The organism is Aurantiacibacter spongiae, from assembly GCF_003815535.1.
Lineage (GTDB): Bacteria > Pseudomonadota > Alphaproteobacteria > Sphingomonadales > Sphingomonadaceae > Alteraurantiacibacter > Alteraurantiacibacter spongiae.
On sequence record NZ_RPFZ01000001.1, the window covers coordinates 1,105,627 to 1,119,489 of the forward strand.

15 protein-coding genes are annotated in these 13,863 nt (G+C 65.8%); 1 reads left to right on the forward strand and 14 read right to left on the reverse strand.

The genetic code is table 11. From position 1 onward, the window contains the following. Window positions 1-113 precede the first annotated feature (113 nt). Window positions 114-530: a hypothetical protein gene (locus EG799_RS05350; RefSeq protein WP_123879219.1), complete on the forward strand. Its 417-nt coding sequence runs from the start codon at window positions 114-116 to the stop codon at window positions 528-530. Between the two features lie 225 nt (window positions 531-755). Here EG799_RS05350 and EG799_RS05355 read toward each other — a convergent pair whose 3' ends face one another. The 14 genes from EG799_RS05355 to EG799_RS05420 form a co-directional block, all read right to left on the reverse strand. Next, complete coding sequence (locus EG799_RS05355) at window positions 756-1,031, reverse strand: hypothetical protein (RefSeq protein ID WP_234029035.1); 276 nt, start codon at window positions 1,029-1,031, stop codon at window positions 756-758. Window positions 1,032-1,057: 26 nt separating this feature from the next. Further along, entirely contained in the window at window positions 1,058-2,404 is a 1,347-nt protein-coding gene (locus EG799_RS05360) for a radical SAM protein (protein ID WP_325051104.1), read from the reverse strand. Between the two features lie 199 nt (window positions 2,405-2,603). After that, window positions 2,604-2,789 carry a cbb3-type cytochrome oxidase assembly protein CcoS gene (gene ccoS / locus EG799_RS05365; protein ID WP_123879221.1) on the reverse strand — a complete coding sequence of 62 codons (186 nt, stop codon included), beginning with the start codon at window positions 2,787-2,789 and terminating at the stop codon, window positions 2,604-2,606. Continuing rightward, window positions 2,786-4,915, reverse strand: a complete 2,130-nt coding sequence (locus EG799_RS05370) for a heavy metal translocating P-type ATPase (RefSeq protein ID WP_123879223.1) — start codon at window positions 4,913-4,915, stop codon at window positions 2,786-2,788. Before EG799_RS05370 ends, ccoS begins: the two co-directional genes overlap by 4 nt. Then, on the reverse strand, window positions 4,912-5,334 hold the full coding sequence (locus EG799_RS05375; protein ID WP_234029036.1) for a FixH family protein: 423 nt from the start codon (window positions 5,332-5,334) through the stop codon (window positions 4,912-4,914). Before EG799_RS05375 ends, EG799_RS05370 begins: the two co-directional genes overlap by 4 nt. Before the next feature lie 77 nt (window positions 5,335-5,411). After that, window positions 5,412-6,968 carry a cytochrome c oxidase accessory protein CcoG gene (gene ccoG, locus EG799_RS05380; RefSeq protein ID WP_123879227.1) on the reverse strand — a complete coding sequence of 519 codons (1,557 nt, stop codon included), beginning with the start codon at window positions 6,966-6,968 and terminating at the stop codon, window positions 5,412-5,414. Further along, window positions 6,955-7,866 (reverse strand): cytochrome-c oxidase, cbb3-type subunit III, encoded by a 912-nt coding sequence (ccoP, locus tag EG799_RS05385; RefSeq protein WP_123879229.1) that lies wholly within the window; start codon window positions 7,864-7,866, stop codon window positions 6,955-6,957. Before ccoP ends, ccoG begins: the two co-directional genes overlap by 14 nt. After that, the gene (locus tag EG799_RS05390) at window positions 7,856-8,035 is read right to left on the reverse strand and encodes a CcoQ/FixQ family Cbb3-type cytochrome c oxidase assembly chaperone (protein WP_123879231.1); all 180 of its coding nucleotides are present in this window, start codon (window positions 8,033-8,035) and stop codon (window positions 7,856-7,858) included. The genes ccoP and EG799_RS05390 overlap by 11 nt, the downstream gene beginning before the upstream one ends. Then, window positions 8,032-8,784 (reverse strand): cytochrome-c oxidase, cbb3-type subunit II, encoded by a 753-nt coding sequence (gene ccoO, locus EG799_RS05395; RefSeq protein WP_123879233.1) that lies wholly within the window; start codon window positions 8,782-8,784, stop codon window positions 8,032-8,034. The genes EG799_RS05390 and ccoO overlap by 4 nt, the downstream gene beginning before the upstream one ends. Window positions 8,785-8,795: 11 nt before the next feature. Further along, window positions 8,796-10,472, reverse strand: coding sequence for a cytochrome-c oxidase, cbb3-type subunit I (gene ccoN, locus EG799_RS05400; protein WP_123879235.1), 1,677 nt, complete (start codon window positions 10,470-10,472; stop codon window positions 8,796-8,798). 89 nt (window positions 10,473-10,561) lie between these two features. Continuing rightward, window positions 10,562-11,197: a helix-turn-helix domain-containing protein gene (locus EG799_RS05405; RefSeq protein WP_234029181.1), complete on the reverse strand. Its 636-nt coding sequence runs from the start codon at window positions 11,195-11,197 to the stop codon at window positions 10,562-10,564. Window positions 11,198-11,367: 170 nt separating this feature from the next. Continuing rightward, window positions 11,368-12,090 carry a Crp/Fnr family transcriptional regulator gene (locus tag EG799_RS05410; protein ID WP_234029037.1) on the reverse strand — a complete coding sequence of 241 codons (723 nt, stop codon included), beginning with the start codon at window positions 12,088-12,090 and terminating at the stop codon, window positions 11,368-11,370. A 5-nt stretch (window positions 12,091-12,095) separates the two neighbouring features. Next, window positions 12,096-12,581 (reverse strand): hypothetical protein, encoded by a 486-nt coding sequence (locus EG799_RS05415; protein ID WP_123879239.1) that lies wholly within the window; start codon window positions 12,579-12,581, stop codon window positions 12,096-12,098. Next, the gene (locus tag EG799_RS05420) at window positions 12,578-13,795 is read right to left on the reverse strand and encodes an NnrS family protein (RefSeq protein ID WP_158611023.1); all 1,218 of its coding nucleotides are present in this window, start codon (window positions 13,793-13,795) and stop codon (window positions 12,578-12,580) included. Before EG799_RS05420 ends, EG799_RS05415 begins: the two co-directional genes overlap by 4 nt. Between the last annotated feature and the right edge of the window lie 68 nt (window positions 13,796-13,863).

Consider the following 13,863-nt stretch of genomic DNA (forward strand, 5'->3'; position numbering starts at 1 on the left):
AAACACTGGAGCTGGTCGAGCTGTCGATCGAACCGATCGAGTGCGGTCAGCGAGGTCGCGCCGCGATGCTCGATCACGCTATCGGATCTGATCGTTCGCCTGGAGGTCGCTGGTTGCCTGATCCCGATCCGACGTTGTGGTCCGCCGAAGTCGAGACTCTCATCATGCGGTGCCATCCCGCGCGCGACCGTACTGAGGACGATGTCCGGTCGATCGTGCGGCAGCTGCTCCGCTTGCTCGCCCGAGCACCCTTGACCTTGCGGCGACGCTTCGGGAACACGCTCGGTTCGGCTCAGGTCGAACGATTGTTCGATGCGCATGCATCCGAGCTCATACTGCTCGATCTTTGCTCGGACGTCGGGGTGATGATGTCCCGGTCCCCCCACAAGTCTGTCATCGCCTCGGTCTCCATCGCTGATCTGGACATCGAATGCAGCTTCCAGTCCCGCGACTCTCTGTCCGTGGCAATGGTGAGTGTCATCGCCACCGCGTGGCTGGATGTGATGGATGTGACCTGCCTACCGGACTGAAGCGGCTCGCGCTTGGCCTCCAGTCGGGCGGAAGGCGCCCCCATCCCCGATTGCGACCCGGTGGCCCGTCGAACGACGTTCCAGCCACTGCGGATGGAGGCTCCCCGAGGATGTGCTGACATGCGCCGAGCGTGTCAAGATCAACCGAATGGAAGCTTGGTTCCGCACGTCCTCACCGACCACGAGAATCCTTGCGGTCACAGGAGCGAATTAGAGCAGGGAAATCTAGGCGGCAGCGTCCACCACCGTGTTGGCCTCGCCCCCGAGCACGAAGATCCAGATCACGATGCAGGCGATCCAGCCGGCGTTGAAGATGACGATGGCCGTCCATACCGCTGCAAAGGTCGCCCGTCGTCGCCCCGGCCCGCGCACCATCTCGCCGGGTCGGTCGCCGCGGAAGACGCGCGCGACATCGCGCAGGTGCAGCAGGAGCCATATCCCCGCAGCCAGGCTGACGATGGCGAAGAACGCGATGAGGGCGGGAAGGAACCACAGGGGCATGGGCAGATCTCCGTGTTGAGCCGTGATCAGACGGCCGAACTGAAACGGCGCGCGGACTGCGGACGGTGTCCGTCCAGCAGCGCGCATACGAGGCGGGCGTAGGGCAGCCCGTCCGGCACGACGGTGAGCAGGTCGTCGTTGAGAGCGACAAGTCCCCGGTCGAGGAAAGGAACGAGGGCGTCGCTGAGCATGTCGTCGGCTATCGGACCGATATCAGTCGCGCCGCGGCAGAGTAGCTGTTCGATCATGCGTCCTCGTATCTGGTCTTCTACCGAACGGACGACGCCCGTCATCGTCGCCAGCCGACCTTGGCCGACCAGCATCCGGTACCGCCCGCTGTTCTTTTCGTTCTGTACGAGGAGGTCGGAAAAACTGCTCACCGCCGAGCCTCCGAACCCGATGACGATCCCGGCTGAATCATCGGTGAAGCCCTGGAAATTGCGTCGCAGTGCGTCCTTCGCGCATGCATCGGCGACCGGGTCGCCAGGCTTGGCGAAGTGGTCGAAACCTATGGCGTCGTAGCCCTGCCCGGTCAGCATCTCATGACCCAGCCAGGCCATGCCGAAGCGTTCGGCCTGTCCCGGCAGCGCTGAGGCGTCGATCACGCGCTGTCGCGGGACGAGGTGCGGAACGTGCGCATAGCCGAACAGCGCGATGCGGTCGGGTCCGAGATCGACCGATCTGGTCAGACTGTCGCGAAGGTCATCGTGAGACTGTCCGGGCAGCCCGTACATGAGGTCGAAGTTCAATGATGACACGCCGTGCCGCCGGAGGAGATCGACGGTCCGTTCGATGAGCGCTCCGGACTGGACCCGTCCGATGGCCGCCTGGCAGCGGGGTGCGAAGGTCTGGACGCCGAGGCTCGCGCGCTCGATCCCGACGCTCCCGATCGCCTCCGCCCATTCTGGCGAAAAGGTCCTGGGGTCGAGTTCGATGGAGAAGACGGTCCGTTCTATGGCGAAGCTCGAGACGAGGCGATCGACGAGGCGGAGGAACTGGCCGGGCTCCAGGGCATTGGGGCTTCCGCCCCCGAATGCCACACGGCGCACCTTGGCATCGACGGGGAGCATATCTGACACGCGTTCGATCTCGTCCTCGAGCGCCTCTAGATAGGCGTCGAGCCGCTGGCGCTTTCCCGCCTTTCCGGTGTTGCAGGCGCAGTAGAAGCAAATCTGCTCGCAGAACGGGATGTGGACATAGAGCGACACGTCCCCCTGCGCGCCCTCCAGCGCCTGTGCGTATCGCGCGGCCGGCATGGGTCCGAATTCGGCAGCCGTCGGATAGCTCGTGTAGCGGGGGACCGGAGTCTCCAGCAGGTCAGGGTGATAGGGCCACATGGCCGACCCGGTACGTCTGATCGGAGCCTCGATCATTGCGCTCGATCAAACAGCTTGCGCGTACGGGCAGCGTGGCAACCCTTGGCATGACAGGGCGACTCGAGGGGTACCCGCCCAGGGAATCGGATGGCTACCATGCTCCCGCCGCATACCTCCGCCTTGATGGTGATGGTTGGCGTCGGAAGTGGTCCGACCGAGGCCGGGACGATCGCCGCCAGTGCGAACAGGCCGGTCTTCATCTGCCAGTCTCCTTTTCCACGCCATCACTTCCTTCCCGCTCCACCTCCTCGTCTATCAGGATGCGGTTCGCCGCGCCTTCGAGATCCTCGAACTGCCCGTCCCGCATGGCCCAGAAGAACAGGGCGAGCCCGGCGCCGCCCAGCAGCAGTGCCACCGGGATGAGGAAGGCGAGGATGTTCACGGCTCGCTTCCGGTCTTCGCCAGCCGGAGCGAGTTGCCGACGACGACCAGGGAGCTGACCGACATGGCTATCGCCGCGATCAGGGGGGTGACGAGGCCGGAGATTGCCAGGGGCACGGCGAGCACGTTGTAACCGATCGCGAAGCCGAAGTTCTGGCGAACGATGCGCATGGTCCGGCGCGCGATTGCGATCGCCGCCGCGACGGGCATCAGCGAACTGCCGAGGAAGACCGCATCCGCCGCCTGCTGGCTCACGTCGCTGGCCGTGCCGGGCGCGATGGAGGCGTGCGCTGCCGCCATGGCGGGTCCGTCGTTGATCCCGTCCCCAACCATGAGGAGTCGATGCCCGTCCGCCTTCAGCGCCTCGAGCAGCGCCAGCTTGCTCTCTGGACGCTTTTCGCCTTCGCCGACGAGCCCTAGTTGCGCGGCGAGCGCTTCGACCGCCGCGTCCCGGTCGCCCGACACGATCCTGCTGCGCACGCCCATGGCGCGAAGCGCGTCGAGGGTCGGGGTCGCGTCCTCGCGCACCGGATCGGTGAATGTGATCTCGACGCTTTCCGAACCGATGCGCAGGATCGAGGCGAGGCCTGCTCGATCCTCTCGTCCGCGTGTCAGCGATACGGGAACCTCACCGAGCATTCCGCTGACGCCCAGTCCAGGCACCTCGGCGACCGCCTTGAGCGAGGCGGGCCGGATGCCGGTCGCCTCGACGGCGGTTGCGATACCCCTGCTGAGGGGATGCCGGCTGGACTGCGCCAGTGCGAGACCGATCGCCTTCTGTTCCGGCGTCAGGTGATCGATGGCGGCGACGGGTTCGCCCAGCGTCAGCGTACCGGTCTTGTCGAACAGCGCCGTATCGACTTCGGCCAGCCTTTCCAGCGCGCTGCCGTCCTTCACCAGGAGCCCACGCCGGACGAGCGCGCCCGATGCGACCACCTGCGCGGCCGGGACGGCCAGTCCCAGAGCGCAGGGGCAGGTGATGATGAGCACCGCGATCGCGATCACCAGAGACTGGTGCCAGCCCGCCCCCGCGATCATCCAGCCGGCGAACGCGAGCAGCGCTAGCGTATGCACCGCAGGGGCGTAGAGACGGGAAGCGCGATCCGCGACGCGGACGTAACGACTGCGCGACTGTCCCGCTTCGTCCATCATCCGCGCTATCCCTGCGATCGCCGTGTCGGACGAGGCGGCGACCACCCGCACGTGAATGGGATCGCCCAGGTTGATGGACCCGGCATGGACCGTATCGCCCTCGCGGACGGACTGGGGTGCGCTCTCGCCCGTGAGCATCGAGTTGTCGACCGCGCTCCGCCCGTCCTGGACGACGCCGTCAGCTGCCAGCGCTTCGCCGGCCGCCACGAGCATGACCATCCCCTTTTCGAGATCTTCCGCAGCGAGGGTTCGGGTGGAGCCGTCCTCCGCCAGCACGCGGGCTGACTTCCCCATCCGCGAAAGCAGCGCACCGATGCCGGCCCGCGTCCGGTCGCGCATCGTAGCGTCGAGCGCACGTCCCGCGAGGAGGAAGAAAAGCAGCATGACCGCGCTGTCGAAGTAGGCGTGTTCGCCTCCGATCACCGTCTCGTGGACACTGAGCGCGGTGGCCAGCAGGACGCCGATCGAGATCGGCACGTCCATGTTCGTCCGGCGATGGCGCATTGCCGCGACCGCGCTCGCGAAGAAAGGTCGTCCGGCATAGGCCACCACCGGCAGGGCGATGAGTGCGGACACCCAGTGGAACAGTTCCCTGGTGACGCCTCCTGCGCCCGACCACACGCTAACCGACAGCAGCATGATGTTCATCATGCCGAAGCCGGCCACGGCCAGAGCACGAAGGAGCATGCGGCTTTCGCCATCGTCTTTCGAAACACTTCCGAGGTCGACGACCTGCGCCTCGAAACCGATCCTGCCGAGTGCACCCAGCAGAAATTCGGAGTCCACTTCGGGGTTGTGCCTGATCGCGACCCTCTTGGCGGACAGGTTGACGCGCGCGGCTTCGACGCCATCCAGATCGAGCAGGCCGCGTTCTATCCTGGCGATGCATGCCGCACACCGCATTCCCGGAACGACGAAGCGACTGTCGAGGGATTGGGCAGGTCGGGGCGAACCCGGGTTTGCCGGAGCATTCACTGCAGATGCTCCTCGGTCGACCAGGTCCGCCGATCCGGGGAGACGATCGTCAGCCGGACGATCCAACGTCCCTCGTCCAGGGGCTGACGCGCGATGTATCGTCCGGGGGTCGTCTCGATGAAGGCCAGCTTGGTGGTCTCCGGTCGCCCCAGGGGACGACGCGCCGTGGCGGTGACGGTGGCACCGGCGGGTACTGCTGAGGTCGCCACCTCGAGACGAGCGTCATCGTTGCGGGTGATCCGCGCGGACCATCCGAAGGCCTTCTGTCGCCTCGCGGTATCGAGCCACCCGTTGAATTCCTGGCTGGCGGCATAGGAGTTCTCGACGATGACGCCCCCGAAGCCGCGTACCGCGAGCGTCGCCATGAAGAGGTTGACCGCTATGATGACGCCGAACCCCGACACGATGATCATGGCCATGTGCCTGCCTGTGAATTCGCGCTTCATTGCCCGCCCCCCGGGGCGTCGAACCGCGCCTCCGCCGTAGCGGTCTCCCGCTACTCGTCGCGCGACGTCACGGTGAAGTCGAAGTCCTGCGTTGACGCTCCTTCGGGTACGACGACATACGCCCGCACCGTCAGCACCTCGTCGGCGGGAACGGTCTTCACCTGGGTCCGCGCGGCCGCGTCGCGCCCGCCCATGTCGGTCCACATCACTGCGCCGGGAAGGCCGTCGATCGCGATCTCCATCTCGCGTGGACGGCTCTCCATGTTGCGCAACCTGAGCGTGTAGGAGTTGCGCACCGATCCGTCGCTCATCAGGATGTAGGGCGGGTTGCGATCCGGGGAGACCGATAGTCCCACGTGGTTGCGGACACCGAGCGCGAACAGCATGGCGAGGCCGATGCTTCCCCAGATCAGGAAGTACGCGATCGTACGGGGTCGCAGGAGGGTCCTGTACGGGGAGGGAGTGGGCTCGCCGTTCGCCTCCTTCTCGCAGTCCTCCAGTGTGGCGTAGTCGATCAGTCCGCGGGGGCGGCCGATGTCCGCCATCACCCTGTCGCAGGCGTCGATGCACAGCGCGCAGGTGATGCAGCCGACCTGAGGACCTTCGCGGATGTCGATCCCTGTGGGGCAGACGGCGACGCATTGCAGGCAGTCGATGCAGTCGCCGAACTCGCCCGGGTTCCTCCGGGCCTTCTTGACGCTGCCGCGCGGTTCGCCGCGCCAGTCCTTGTAGGTGACCAGCAGCGACTTCTCGTCCATCATCGCGGTCTGGATGCGGGGCCAGGGGCACATGTAGATGCACACCTGTTCGCGCATGAACCCGCCGAGCGTGAAGGTGGTGAGCGTCAGGATGGCGACGGTGATGTAGGCCGCCGGCGCCGCCTCGCCCGCCCAGAAGTCGCGCACCAGTGTCGGCGCATCGGCGAAGTACATGATCCATGCGCCACCGGTCCAGAAGCTGATGACGAGGTAGATCGCATACTTGAACGTCCGCTTGGCGAGCTTTCCGGGACCTAGGGGTGCCGCGTCCAGCCTGATCCGGGCGTTGCGATCGCCGTCGACGAGACGGTCGACGTGCTGGAACAGGTCGGTCCACACGGTCTGCGGGCAGGCGTATCCGCACCATGCGCGGCCCACCGCGCTGGTGACGAGGAAGAGGCCGAGCGCCGCCATGATGAGGAGGCCGGCGACGTAGTAGAACTCGTGCGGCCAGATCTCGATGCCGAACATGTAGAAACGGCGGTTGGCGAGATCGACGAGCACCGCCTGGTCGGGTGCGTAGGGGCCGCGGTCCCATCGTATCCAGGGCGTGCCGTAGTAGATCGCCAGGGTGACGGCCATGACGAACCACTTGAAGCGGCGGAAGGGTCCGTCGATCCGCTTGTTGTGGACCTTCGTGCGCTTTTCGAACAGTTTCGTCGGCAGCTGTTGGCGCGGTGGTTCGTGCGGTTCGTGGCGCAGCGTCGTCGCTTCGGGTTCGGCCACCGCGCTCGAGACCGGCTCGTTCGTCTTCGCCCGTCCGTCCTCGACGACGACCGACCAGTCGCGGTCCCCGCCCTCCCGGCGCGGCGGAGCGCTCGACGCGCGACCGGGATCACGGTTCCGCATCGACCTCCACCGTGGGGTTCTCGGCGACCTCGACGAGCTCCTCGCCTCCGCCCAGGGACCAGACGTAGGCCGAGAGCATCTTGATCGTGACCGGATCGAGACGGCCGCTCCAGTGGGGCATCCTTCCCATCCTCGGATCCAGTATCTGGGCACGTATGTCGGCAGGAGAATTGCCGTAGAGCCAGATCGCGTCGTTCAGACGTGGCGCGCCGAGTTCGCGGTTCCCTTCCCCGGCGACGCCGTGGCAGGCGCTGCAGTTGTCCCGGTAGGTCTGCGCACCCGCGCTTGATGACGTCCCCCGCCCATCGAGCGAGAGTACGTGGTTCACGAGCGCGTCCAGCTGGGACCGTTCGAACGCCCCGGCGAACGGTGGCATGATGCTGGTTCGGGTGTCGTCCACGCCTGGAGCTCGGATGCCGTTCACGAGGGTGTATTCGATCGCCTTGAGATCGCCGCCCCAGAGCCAGTCGTCGTCGTTCAGATTGGGGTAGCCGAGCGTCTGGCTTCCGGCCGCTCCCGACCCGTGGCATTGCGAGCAGTGGACTTGGAAGGCGGAGCGGCCCCCGGCTACCGCTTGTGCGAACAGTTCGCTGTTCTCCGGCAGGCGCTCCACCGGTATGCGGGCGAGCTCCTCGCGTATCGTGGTGCGAGCCTGATCGACGACGCTCATCTCCTCGGCCAGTTCGCCGCGGCTGGACCAGCCCAGTACGCCTTCCGTAGCCCTGTCGACGAGCGGCCATGCCGGGTAGAGGACGACATAAACCACGCCCCAGACGATGGTGAGGTAGAGTGTCCACAGCCACCAGCGCGGCATCGGCGTGTCGAGTTCCTCGATGCCGTCCCATTCGTGCCCGACGGTCGGCGTCCCGGTCGGCTCGTCTATGCGCTTATCGGCCATCGTCTCGCCCTTCGATCTCGTCGTCGCGGAATATCAGGTGTGCCGCCTCCCGGTTCTGCTGCTTCGCGCCCGGCCGGAACACCCAAAGGCACAGCCCGAGGAACAGGACGAGGAGTCCGATCAGCCCGTAGCCGTCGGCGAGGTGGCGCAGCTGGTCGTAGAGGCTCATCGCCCCTTCTCCTCTGCCAGCCGTTCCTGCGCCGCCGCGCTGTCCACGTCGACCAGGGTGCCGAGCATCTGCAGGTAGGCGACGAGCGCGTCCATTTCGGTCACGCGGCCGGGATCGCCATCGAAGTCGCGGACCTGCGCCTTGGGATAGCGTCGCTGGAAATCCTCGACGTCGCCATCGGCGTCCGAGTCGGCCTGGAGGATGATGTCCGCCATCGCTTGGCCTATGTCGCGGTCGGAATAGGGGACACCCACCCGCCGCAGCGCCAGCAGCATGTCGGCGGCGTTGTCCGTGTCTAGCCTGGTCCGGCCGAGGAACGAGTACTGCGGCATGATGCTCTCCGGCACGACGCTCTGCGGATCCTCGAGATGCTGCACGTGCCATTCGTCCGAATACCTGCCGCCAACGCGCGCGAGGTCGGGGCCGGTGCGCTTCGATCCCCATTGGAAGGGATGGTCGTACATGCTCTCGGCAGCGAGACTGTAGTGCCCGTATCGTTCCACCTCGTCCCGGAAGGGCCGGATCATCTGGCTGTGGCAGGAGTAGCACCCCTCCCGCACGTAGATGTTGCGTCCCGCCTGCTCGAGCGGCGTGTAGGGTCGCATGCCCTCGACTTCCTCGATCGTGTTGTCGATCCAGAACAGGGGCGCGATCTCGACGATCCCCCCTATCGCCACGGCGATGAAGGAGAAGATCGCGAGGAGGTTGATGTTTTTCTCCAGCTTTTTGTGCTGGGATGCGAGACCCATGACGTTCTGTCCTATTCCGCGGGCTCGGGGAGGGCCGACCCGGCGAGGGGGCGGTCCTTGTCCGGGTCGTAGGCCGGCATTGCGCCCATAGGCGCCTCCTCGCGGAGCCGGCCTGCTATCGTCATACAGACGTTGAACCCCATGATGATGGCACCGGCGAGGTACATCGCCCCGCCGACGGCTCGGATGATGTAGAGTTCGTGCAAGGCCGCGACGGTCTCTGCGAAGCTGTTCACCAGGTATCCGTCCGCCCCGTATTCGCGCCACATCAGGCCCTGGGTGATGCCGGCCACCCACATGCTCGCCGCGTAGAAGACGATGCCGAGCGTCGCGAGCCAGAAGTGCCAGTTGATCATGCGCAGCGAATACATCCGCTCGCGCTTCCACAGGCGCGGGACGAGGAAGTAGACCGCGGCGAAGCTGATCAGCCCGTTCCACCCGAGCGCGCCCGAATGCACGTGGCCCACTGTCCAGTCGGTGTAATGCGAGAGCGAATTGACCGCCTTGATGCTGAGCATGGGTCCTTCGAAGGTGGCCATGCCGTAGAAGGCCATTGCCATGACCATCATGCGGATGATCGGATCGGTGCGGACCTTGTCCCATGCCCCGTTGAGCGTCATGAGCCCGTTGATCATCCCGCCCCAGCTGGGCATCCACAGGATCACCGAGAACACCATTCCGAGCGTCTGCGCCCAGTCGGGGAGCGCCGTGTAGTGGAGATGGTGCGGCCCGGCCCAGATGTAGAGGAAGATCAGCGACCAGAAGTGTATGATCGAGAGCCGGTAGCTGTAGACCGGACGTTCGGCCTGCTTGGGCACGAAGTAGTACATCATGGCGAGGAACGGTACTGTCAGGAAGAACGCGACGGCATTGTGGCCGTACCACCACTGCGTCAGCGCGTCCTGCACCCCGGCGAAGGCGGAGAACGACAGCGAGCCGTTAAGCGAGACGGGCACCGCCAGGTTGTTGACGATGTGCAGCATCGCGATGGTGATGATGAAGGAGAGATAGAACCAGTTGGCGACGTAGATGTGCGGCTCCGTCCGGCGCGCCAGCGTGCCGACGAAGACGATCAGGTAGGCGACCCATACGACGGTCAGCCACAGATCCACGTACCATTCGGGTTCCGCATATTCCCGGCTCTGCGTGACGCCGAACAGGTAGCCCGAGGCGGCGAGGACGATGAACAGCTGGTAGCCCCAGAAGACGAACCGCGCGAGCGCGGGGAAGGCGAGCTGCGCGCGGCAGGTCCGCTGGACCACGTAGAAGCTGCTCGCGATCAGGATGTTGCCGCCGAAGGCGAAGATCACCGCAGACGTGTGCAGCGGTCGGACCCGTCCGAAGTTGAAGTATGGCTCGATGTTGAGCTGCGGAAAGGCCAGTTGCGAGGCGATGAAAACTCCCGCCAGCATGCCCACGATCGCCCAGAACATGGTGGCGAGGACACCCCAGCGGACGGGATCGTCGTCGTATCGCGAGAACCCTTCGGGCATCCGGAAGAACCCGCGCGCTCGGCCCATGGGGTCGAACCGCGCCGCCGACATCCACATGAGCACGAAGGCCACGACGCCGATGATCGTCGCGTGGGCAGAGAAGCCCGGATCGCGCGCCGTGGCGGCCATGACTATCGAAAGAATGAGGACACCGAACCATAGTCCCGCCCGCCCCAGGGCCGCTTCTGCCTGCATCTATCGCTCCGATCGCTTCGATCCATGCCTATGGGGCCACCGCGCGCACTGCATTGATCGAGGTCAAATTCGGGAAAAGATTGGTCGCCTCAATCAACCGAGCCGGCGAGCGCACGCAGGCCTTGCGGATCGAGGATGTCGATGCGTGACCTTCCGCACGTCGCGATGGCCCTTCGTTCCCGGAGATCGGTCAGCTGCCGGCTGACGGTCTCGATTGTGAGCCCGAGATGGTCGCCGATCTCCCTGCGCGACATCGGCAGATCGAGTGTGACGGCTCCGTTCTCCCGTCTTCCGATGCGTTCTTCCATCTCGACGAGGAAACCGCAGATTCGTTCTCGTGCCGATTTCCTGCCGAGGAGGGCGGACAGTTCGCGGGAGCGCCCGAGATCGGCGAGGATGCGGTCGAGCAGCTGTCCCGCGCCCGTGGCCGGTCTTCCCTTCAGAAGCAGATCGTCCGATCGCAGGAAGTACACGACGCTGTCCTTCAGGGCGTGGAGCGTATGCGGAGTGGACACATGGGCCGGGACGACGAGGACGTCCCCCTCGAACGCGAACGCGGCGATCTGTTCCCGGTCCGCTCCGAGGTGTCCGACGAGCTTGACCACCCCTTCCTCGATGTAGACGATGGTCCTTCCGTCCGTCCCTATCTCGTCGTCGAAGTCTCCCTGCGGAACGCGGAGCTGCCGTGTCGGCAGGAACGCGGACAACGGATGCGAGGCGTGCATCCTCAAGTGACCGGTGTTGCGGGTCCGGCTGGAAGCTTCTTGCGACAAGGTGGCGGACCTCCGGTTTCCCTTCGGGTCGCCGTTCGCATGCCGATGCGGTCGGGTCCTTGATTCAGGTCAAACGCGGAAGCCTGCACGCGCCGGAATTTCCGCGAGCGTTCGCAGGTGCTCTAGCCCACGATGGCTTCGAGAAGATCGCGTCGCAGGACCTCGACGTCCCTTCTTCCATTCATCCCTATGATCTCCTCTTCCCGCAGACGGGTGAACTGCCGGCTCACCGTTTCGATCGTCAATCCCAGGATGTCCGCGATCTGCTGGCGCGACACGGGGAGTTCGAAGACGTCGAGCGGCGATGCGTCGCCTCCGCACGTGCTCGCCGCCAGTCGTTCGGATATCTCCAGCAGGAGGGTGGCGAGCCTCTCTTCGGCCGACATGCGCCCGAGGAGCAGCATCCAGCGTCTCGATCTGTCCAGTTCCCCCAGGGTCCGCTCGAGCAGCTTGCGTTCGAGCCGGGGATGTTCGTGCGCGAAGCGTTCGAAGTCCACGCGACGGAACACGCATACCGTCGTCTCCGTCAGGGCCTGCGCATCGTACGGGGTCCTTTCGCCATAGGGCCTGCCGAGGAAGTCGGACGGATAGGAGAGGCCGAGGATCTGCTCGCGCCCGTCGCCGGTCGTCGTGGACAGCTTGAGCATGCCGGTGACGACGTTCGCCACGAAGACGGCTTGGTCGCCTTCCCACAGCAGAGATTCCCCTGCCGAGAGATTCTTCCTGCGTCCGATGCGGTTGAGCAGCGCGATCTCCGTGTCGTCGAGGTCGGCGCAGATGGCGCGGTTGCGGATCGAGCACGCCTGGCAGAAGTTCAGCTCGTCGCTAGTTCCGGTATCGTCCATCGGTCTCAGATAGCGGTCGGCGATCCCCTTTCCAAGTCGTTCGCCGCGGGCGGCGTTTTGCCGACCCGCATCATGGCCCGGGCGATCGCGGCTCTGGCGATCGCGGCGTACAGGACGATGCGCAGGACATCCAGTGCGATCCACCAGCCGTGGAGTCCGGAGGACGGCATGACCCTTCCCGACATGCGGGCGAGCGTACGCGCGTCGAGTTCGGGCATGAGGACGAGCCACTGGAACGCCAGCAGGGCGGCGACCGAACATGCGACGATGCGGGACCTGCCCGGGGCGAGGATGACGAGGAGGACGAGTAGGACGGCCTCCGATGCTGCCGAGGCCCGGAACGTGACCCTTCCGACGGCCAGTAGGTGCTCGATCGGTACGCCATCGGCGAGGAACTTCACCGGGGTCGCGAGGAAGGACAGCGCGAAGAGAATGGTGCAAGCCGCCACCGCGACCATCGCGGTCGCCGAGGAACGCCTGTACGCAGTCACGTCCTGGCTACCTTGTGCTCGTCCAGTCGTGGCGACCACAGCATCGGTCCGTATTCGAGGAGGAACAGGGTGAAGGCGGCGCACCACGCGGCCCCCGCCACGGCCATCAGCGCGTGGGACGGCGCGATCGCGAGACCGGCCAGCACGCGCGCGACGGCGGCGACGGTGATGAGGACGTACGAGAGCTTCGTGATTCCGCTCGCCATGAGCGGTCGGCCCGTATGGCCCAGGGTCGCTCGGGTCATCACCGCGAGGATCATGGTCGCGATCGCTCCGGTGGTCAGGGCGTGCACGGCCAGTGTTTCCGTCACGAGGTCGAAGGCGGCCAGACCGAGCAGCATCAGCCCTGCCGATAGCCAGCCATAGCCCATATGGAGGATCGCCACGAGCGCGTTGGACGCGCAGCGCCACCCCTGCCAGCGGGCCAGCCGCAAAGCGTGTCCGATCCCCGCGCCCAGCAGCAGCCAACCGGATGAGAGGGATCCGGGAAGCGCCAGCCAGGACAGCAGCGCCATGCCGCCGAGGACCATGATGGCGAGGTCGAAACGGTCCGCCTGTGCCGGAAGGCGGCCCTCGCACCCTTGCGAGGCGAGCCAGTTCCGCGTGAAGCTGGGAACGATCCTTCCCCCGATCAGCGCGATCAGCACCGCGACAAGTGCCAGGCCGCCACGCCATCCGATCGCACCGACGTCGACGACCCCGCCCATCTCGAGCCGGTCCAGTGTGCTGGCGATGCCGAAGGCGGCGATGATCGCGACGACCGGAACGTTCCGGTTGCCGCTCCGGACGATCTCCCGCCCGAGCAGGAAGGCCAGCAGGATTTGGAAGCCACCATCGAGGAGCGCCGAGGCCACCGGATGCCCCGCAGTGGTCAACGGGACGATCCTTCCCATGAGCCAGAGGCCGAACAGACCTGCCAGCGCGCCGCCTGCTATGGGCAGACGCCCGGTCCAGTTCGGCACCGCCGTGAGCGCGAACCCGGCGATCGCGGCACCGGCGAAGCCGAACAGCATCTCGTGCCGGTGCCAGGCGACGGGGTCGTCGATCAGCCGGGCTGAGTCCCACCCGAACAGGAACGCCAGCCAGATCGTGAGCGCGATGAGCGCCCACGCGCCTGCTCCCAAGAAGAACGGGCGAAATCCGCCCCGGAGGATCGGTGGACTCTGCGCCATCCTGCGACGGCGCAATTCGAGGCGTTCTGTGTTCGTCGTCATGTTCGGTCGATCCGCGGTATGCGGTTGATCTACAGGTGGCGACGCTCTCTTCATTGAGGTGGATCAAT

What these genes read in the sequence shown, in the direction of transcription:
- EG799_RS05355 (WP_234029035.1), bottom strand. Translation starts at nt 1,031, where the DNA reads ATGCCCCTGTGGTTCCTTCCCGCCCTCATCGCGTTCTTCGCCATCGTC.
- EG799_RS05360 (WP_325051104.1), bottom strand. Translation starts at nt 2,404, where the DNA reads ATGATCGAGGCTCCGATCAGACGTACCGGGTCGGCCATGTGGCCCTAT.
- EG799_RS05375 (WP_234029036.1), bottom strand. Translation starts at nt 5,334, where the DNA reads ATGGCCATGATCATCGTGTCGGGGTTCGGCGTCATCATAGCGGTCAAC.
- ccoG (WP_123879227.1), bottom strand. Translation starts at nt 6,968, where the DNA reads ATGCGGAACCGTGATCCCGGTCGCGCGTCGAGCGCTCCGCCGCGCCGG.
- ccoP (WP_123879229.1), bottom strand. Translation starts at nt 7,866, where the DNA reads ATGGCCGATAAGCGCATAGACGAGCCGACCGGGACGCCGACCGTCGGG.
- EG799_RS05390 (WP_123879231.1), bottom strand. Translation starts at nt 8,035, where the DNA reads ATGAGCCTCTACGACCAGCTGCGCCACCTCGCCGACGGCTACGGGCTG.
- ccoO (WP_123879233.1), bottom strand. Translation starts at nt 8,784, where the DNA reads ATGGGTCTCGCATCCCAGCACAAAAAGCTGGAGAAAAACATCAACCTC.
- ccoN (WP_123879235.1), bottom strand. Translation starts at nt 10,472, where the DNA reads ATGCAGGCAGAAGCGGCCCTGGGGCGGGCGGGACTATGGTTCGGTGTC.
- EG799_RS05405 (WP_234029181.1), bottom strand. Translation starts at nt 11,197, where the DNA reads ATGCACGCCTCGCATCCGTTGTCCGCGTTCCTGCCGACACGGCAGCTC.
- EG799_RS05410 (WP_234029037.1), bottom strand. Translation starts at nt 12,090, where the DNA reads ATGGACGATACCGGAACTAGCGACGAGCTGAACTTCTGCCAGGCGTGC.
- EG799_RS05420 (WP_158611023.1), bottom strand. Translation starts at nt 13,795, where the DNA reads ATGACGACGAACACAGAACGCCTCGAATTGCGCCGTCGCAGGATGGCG.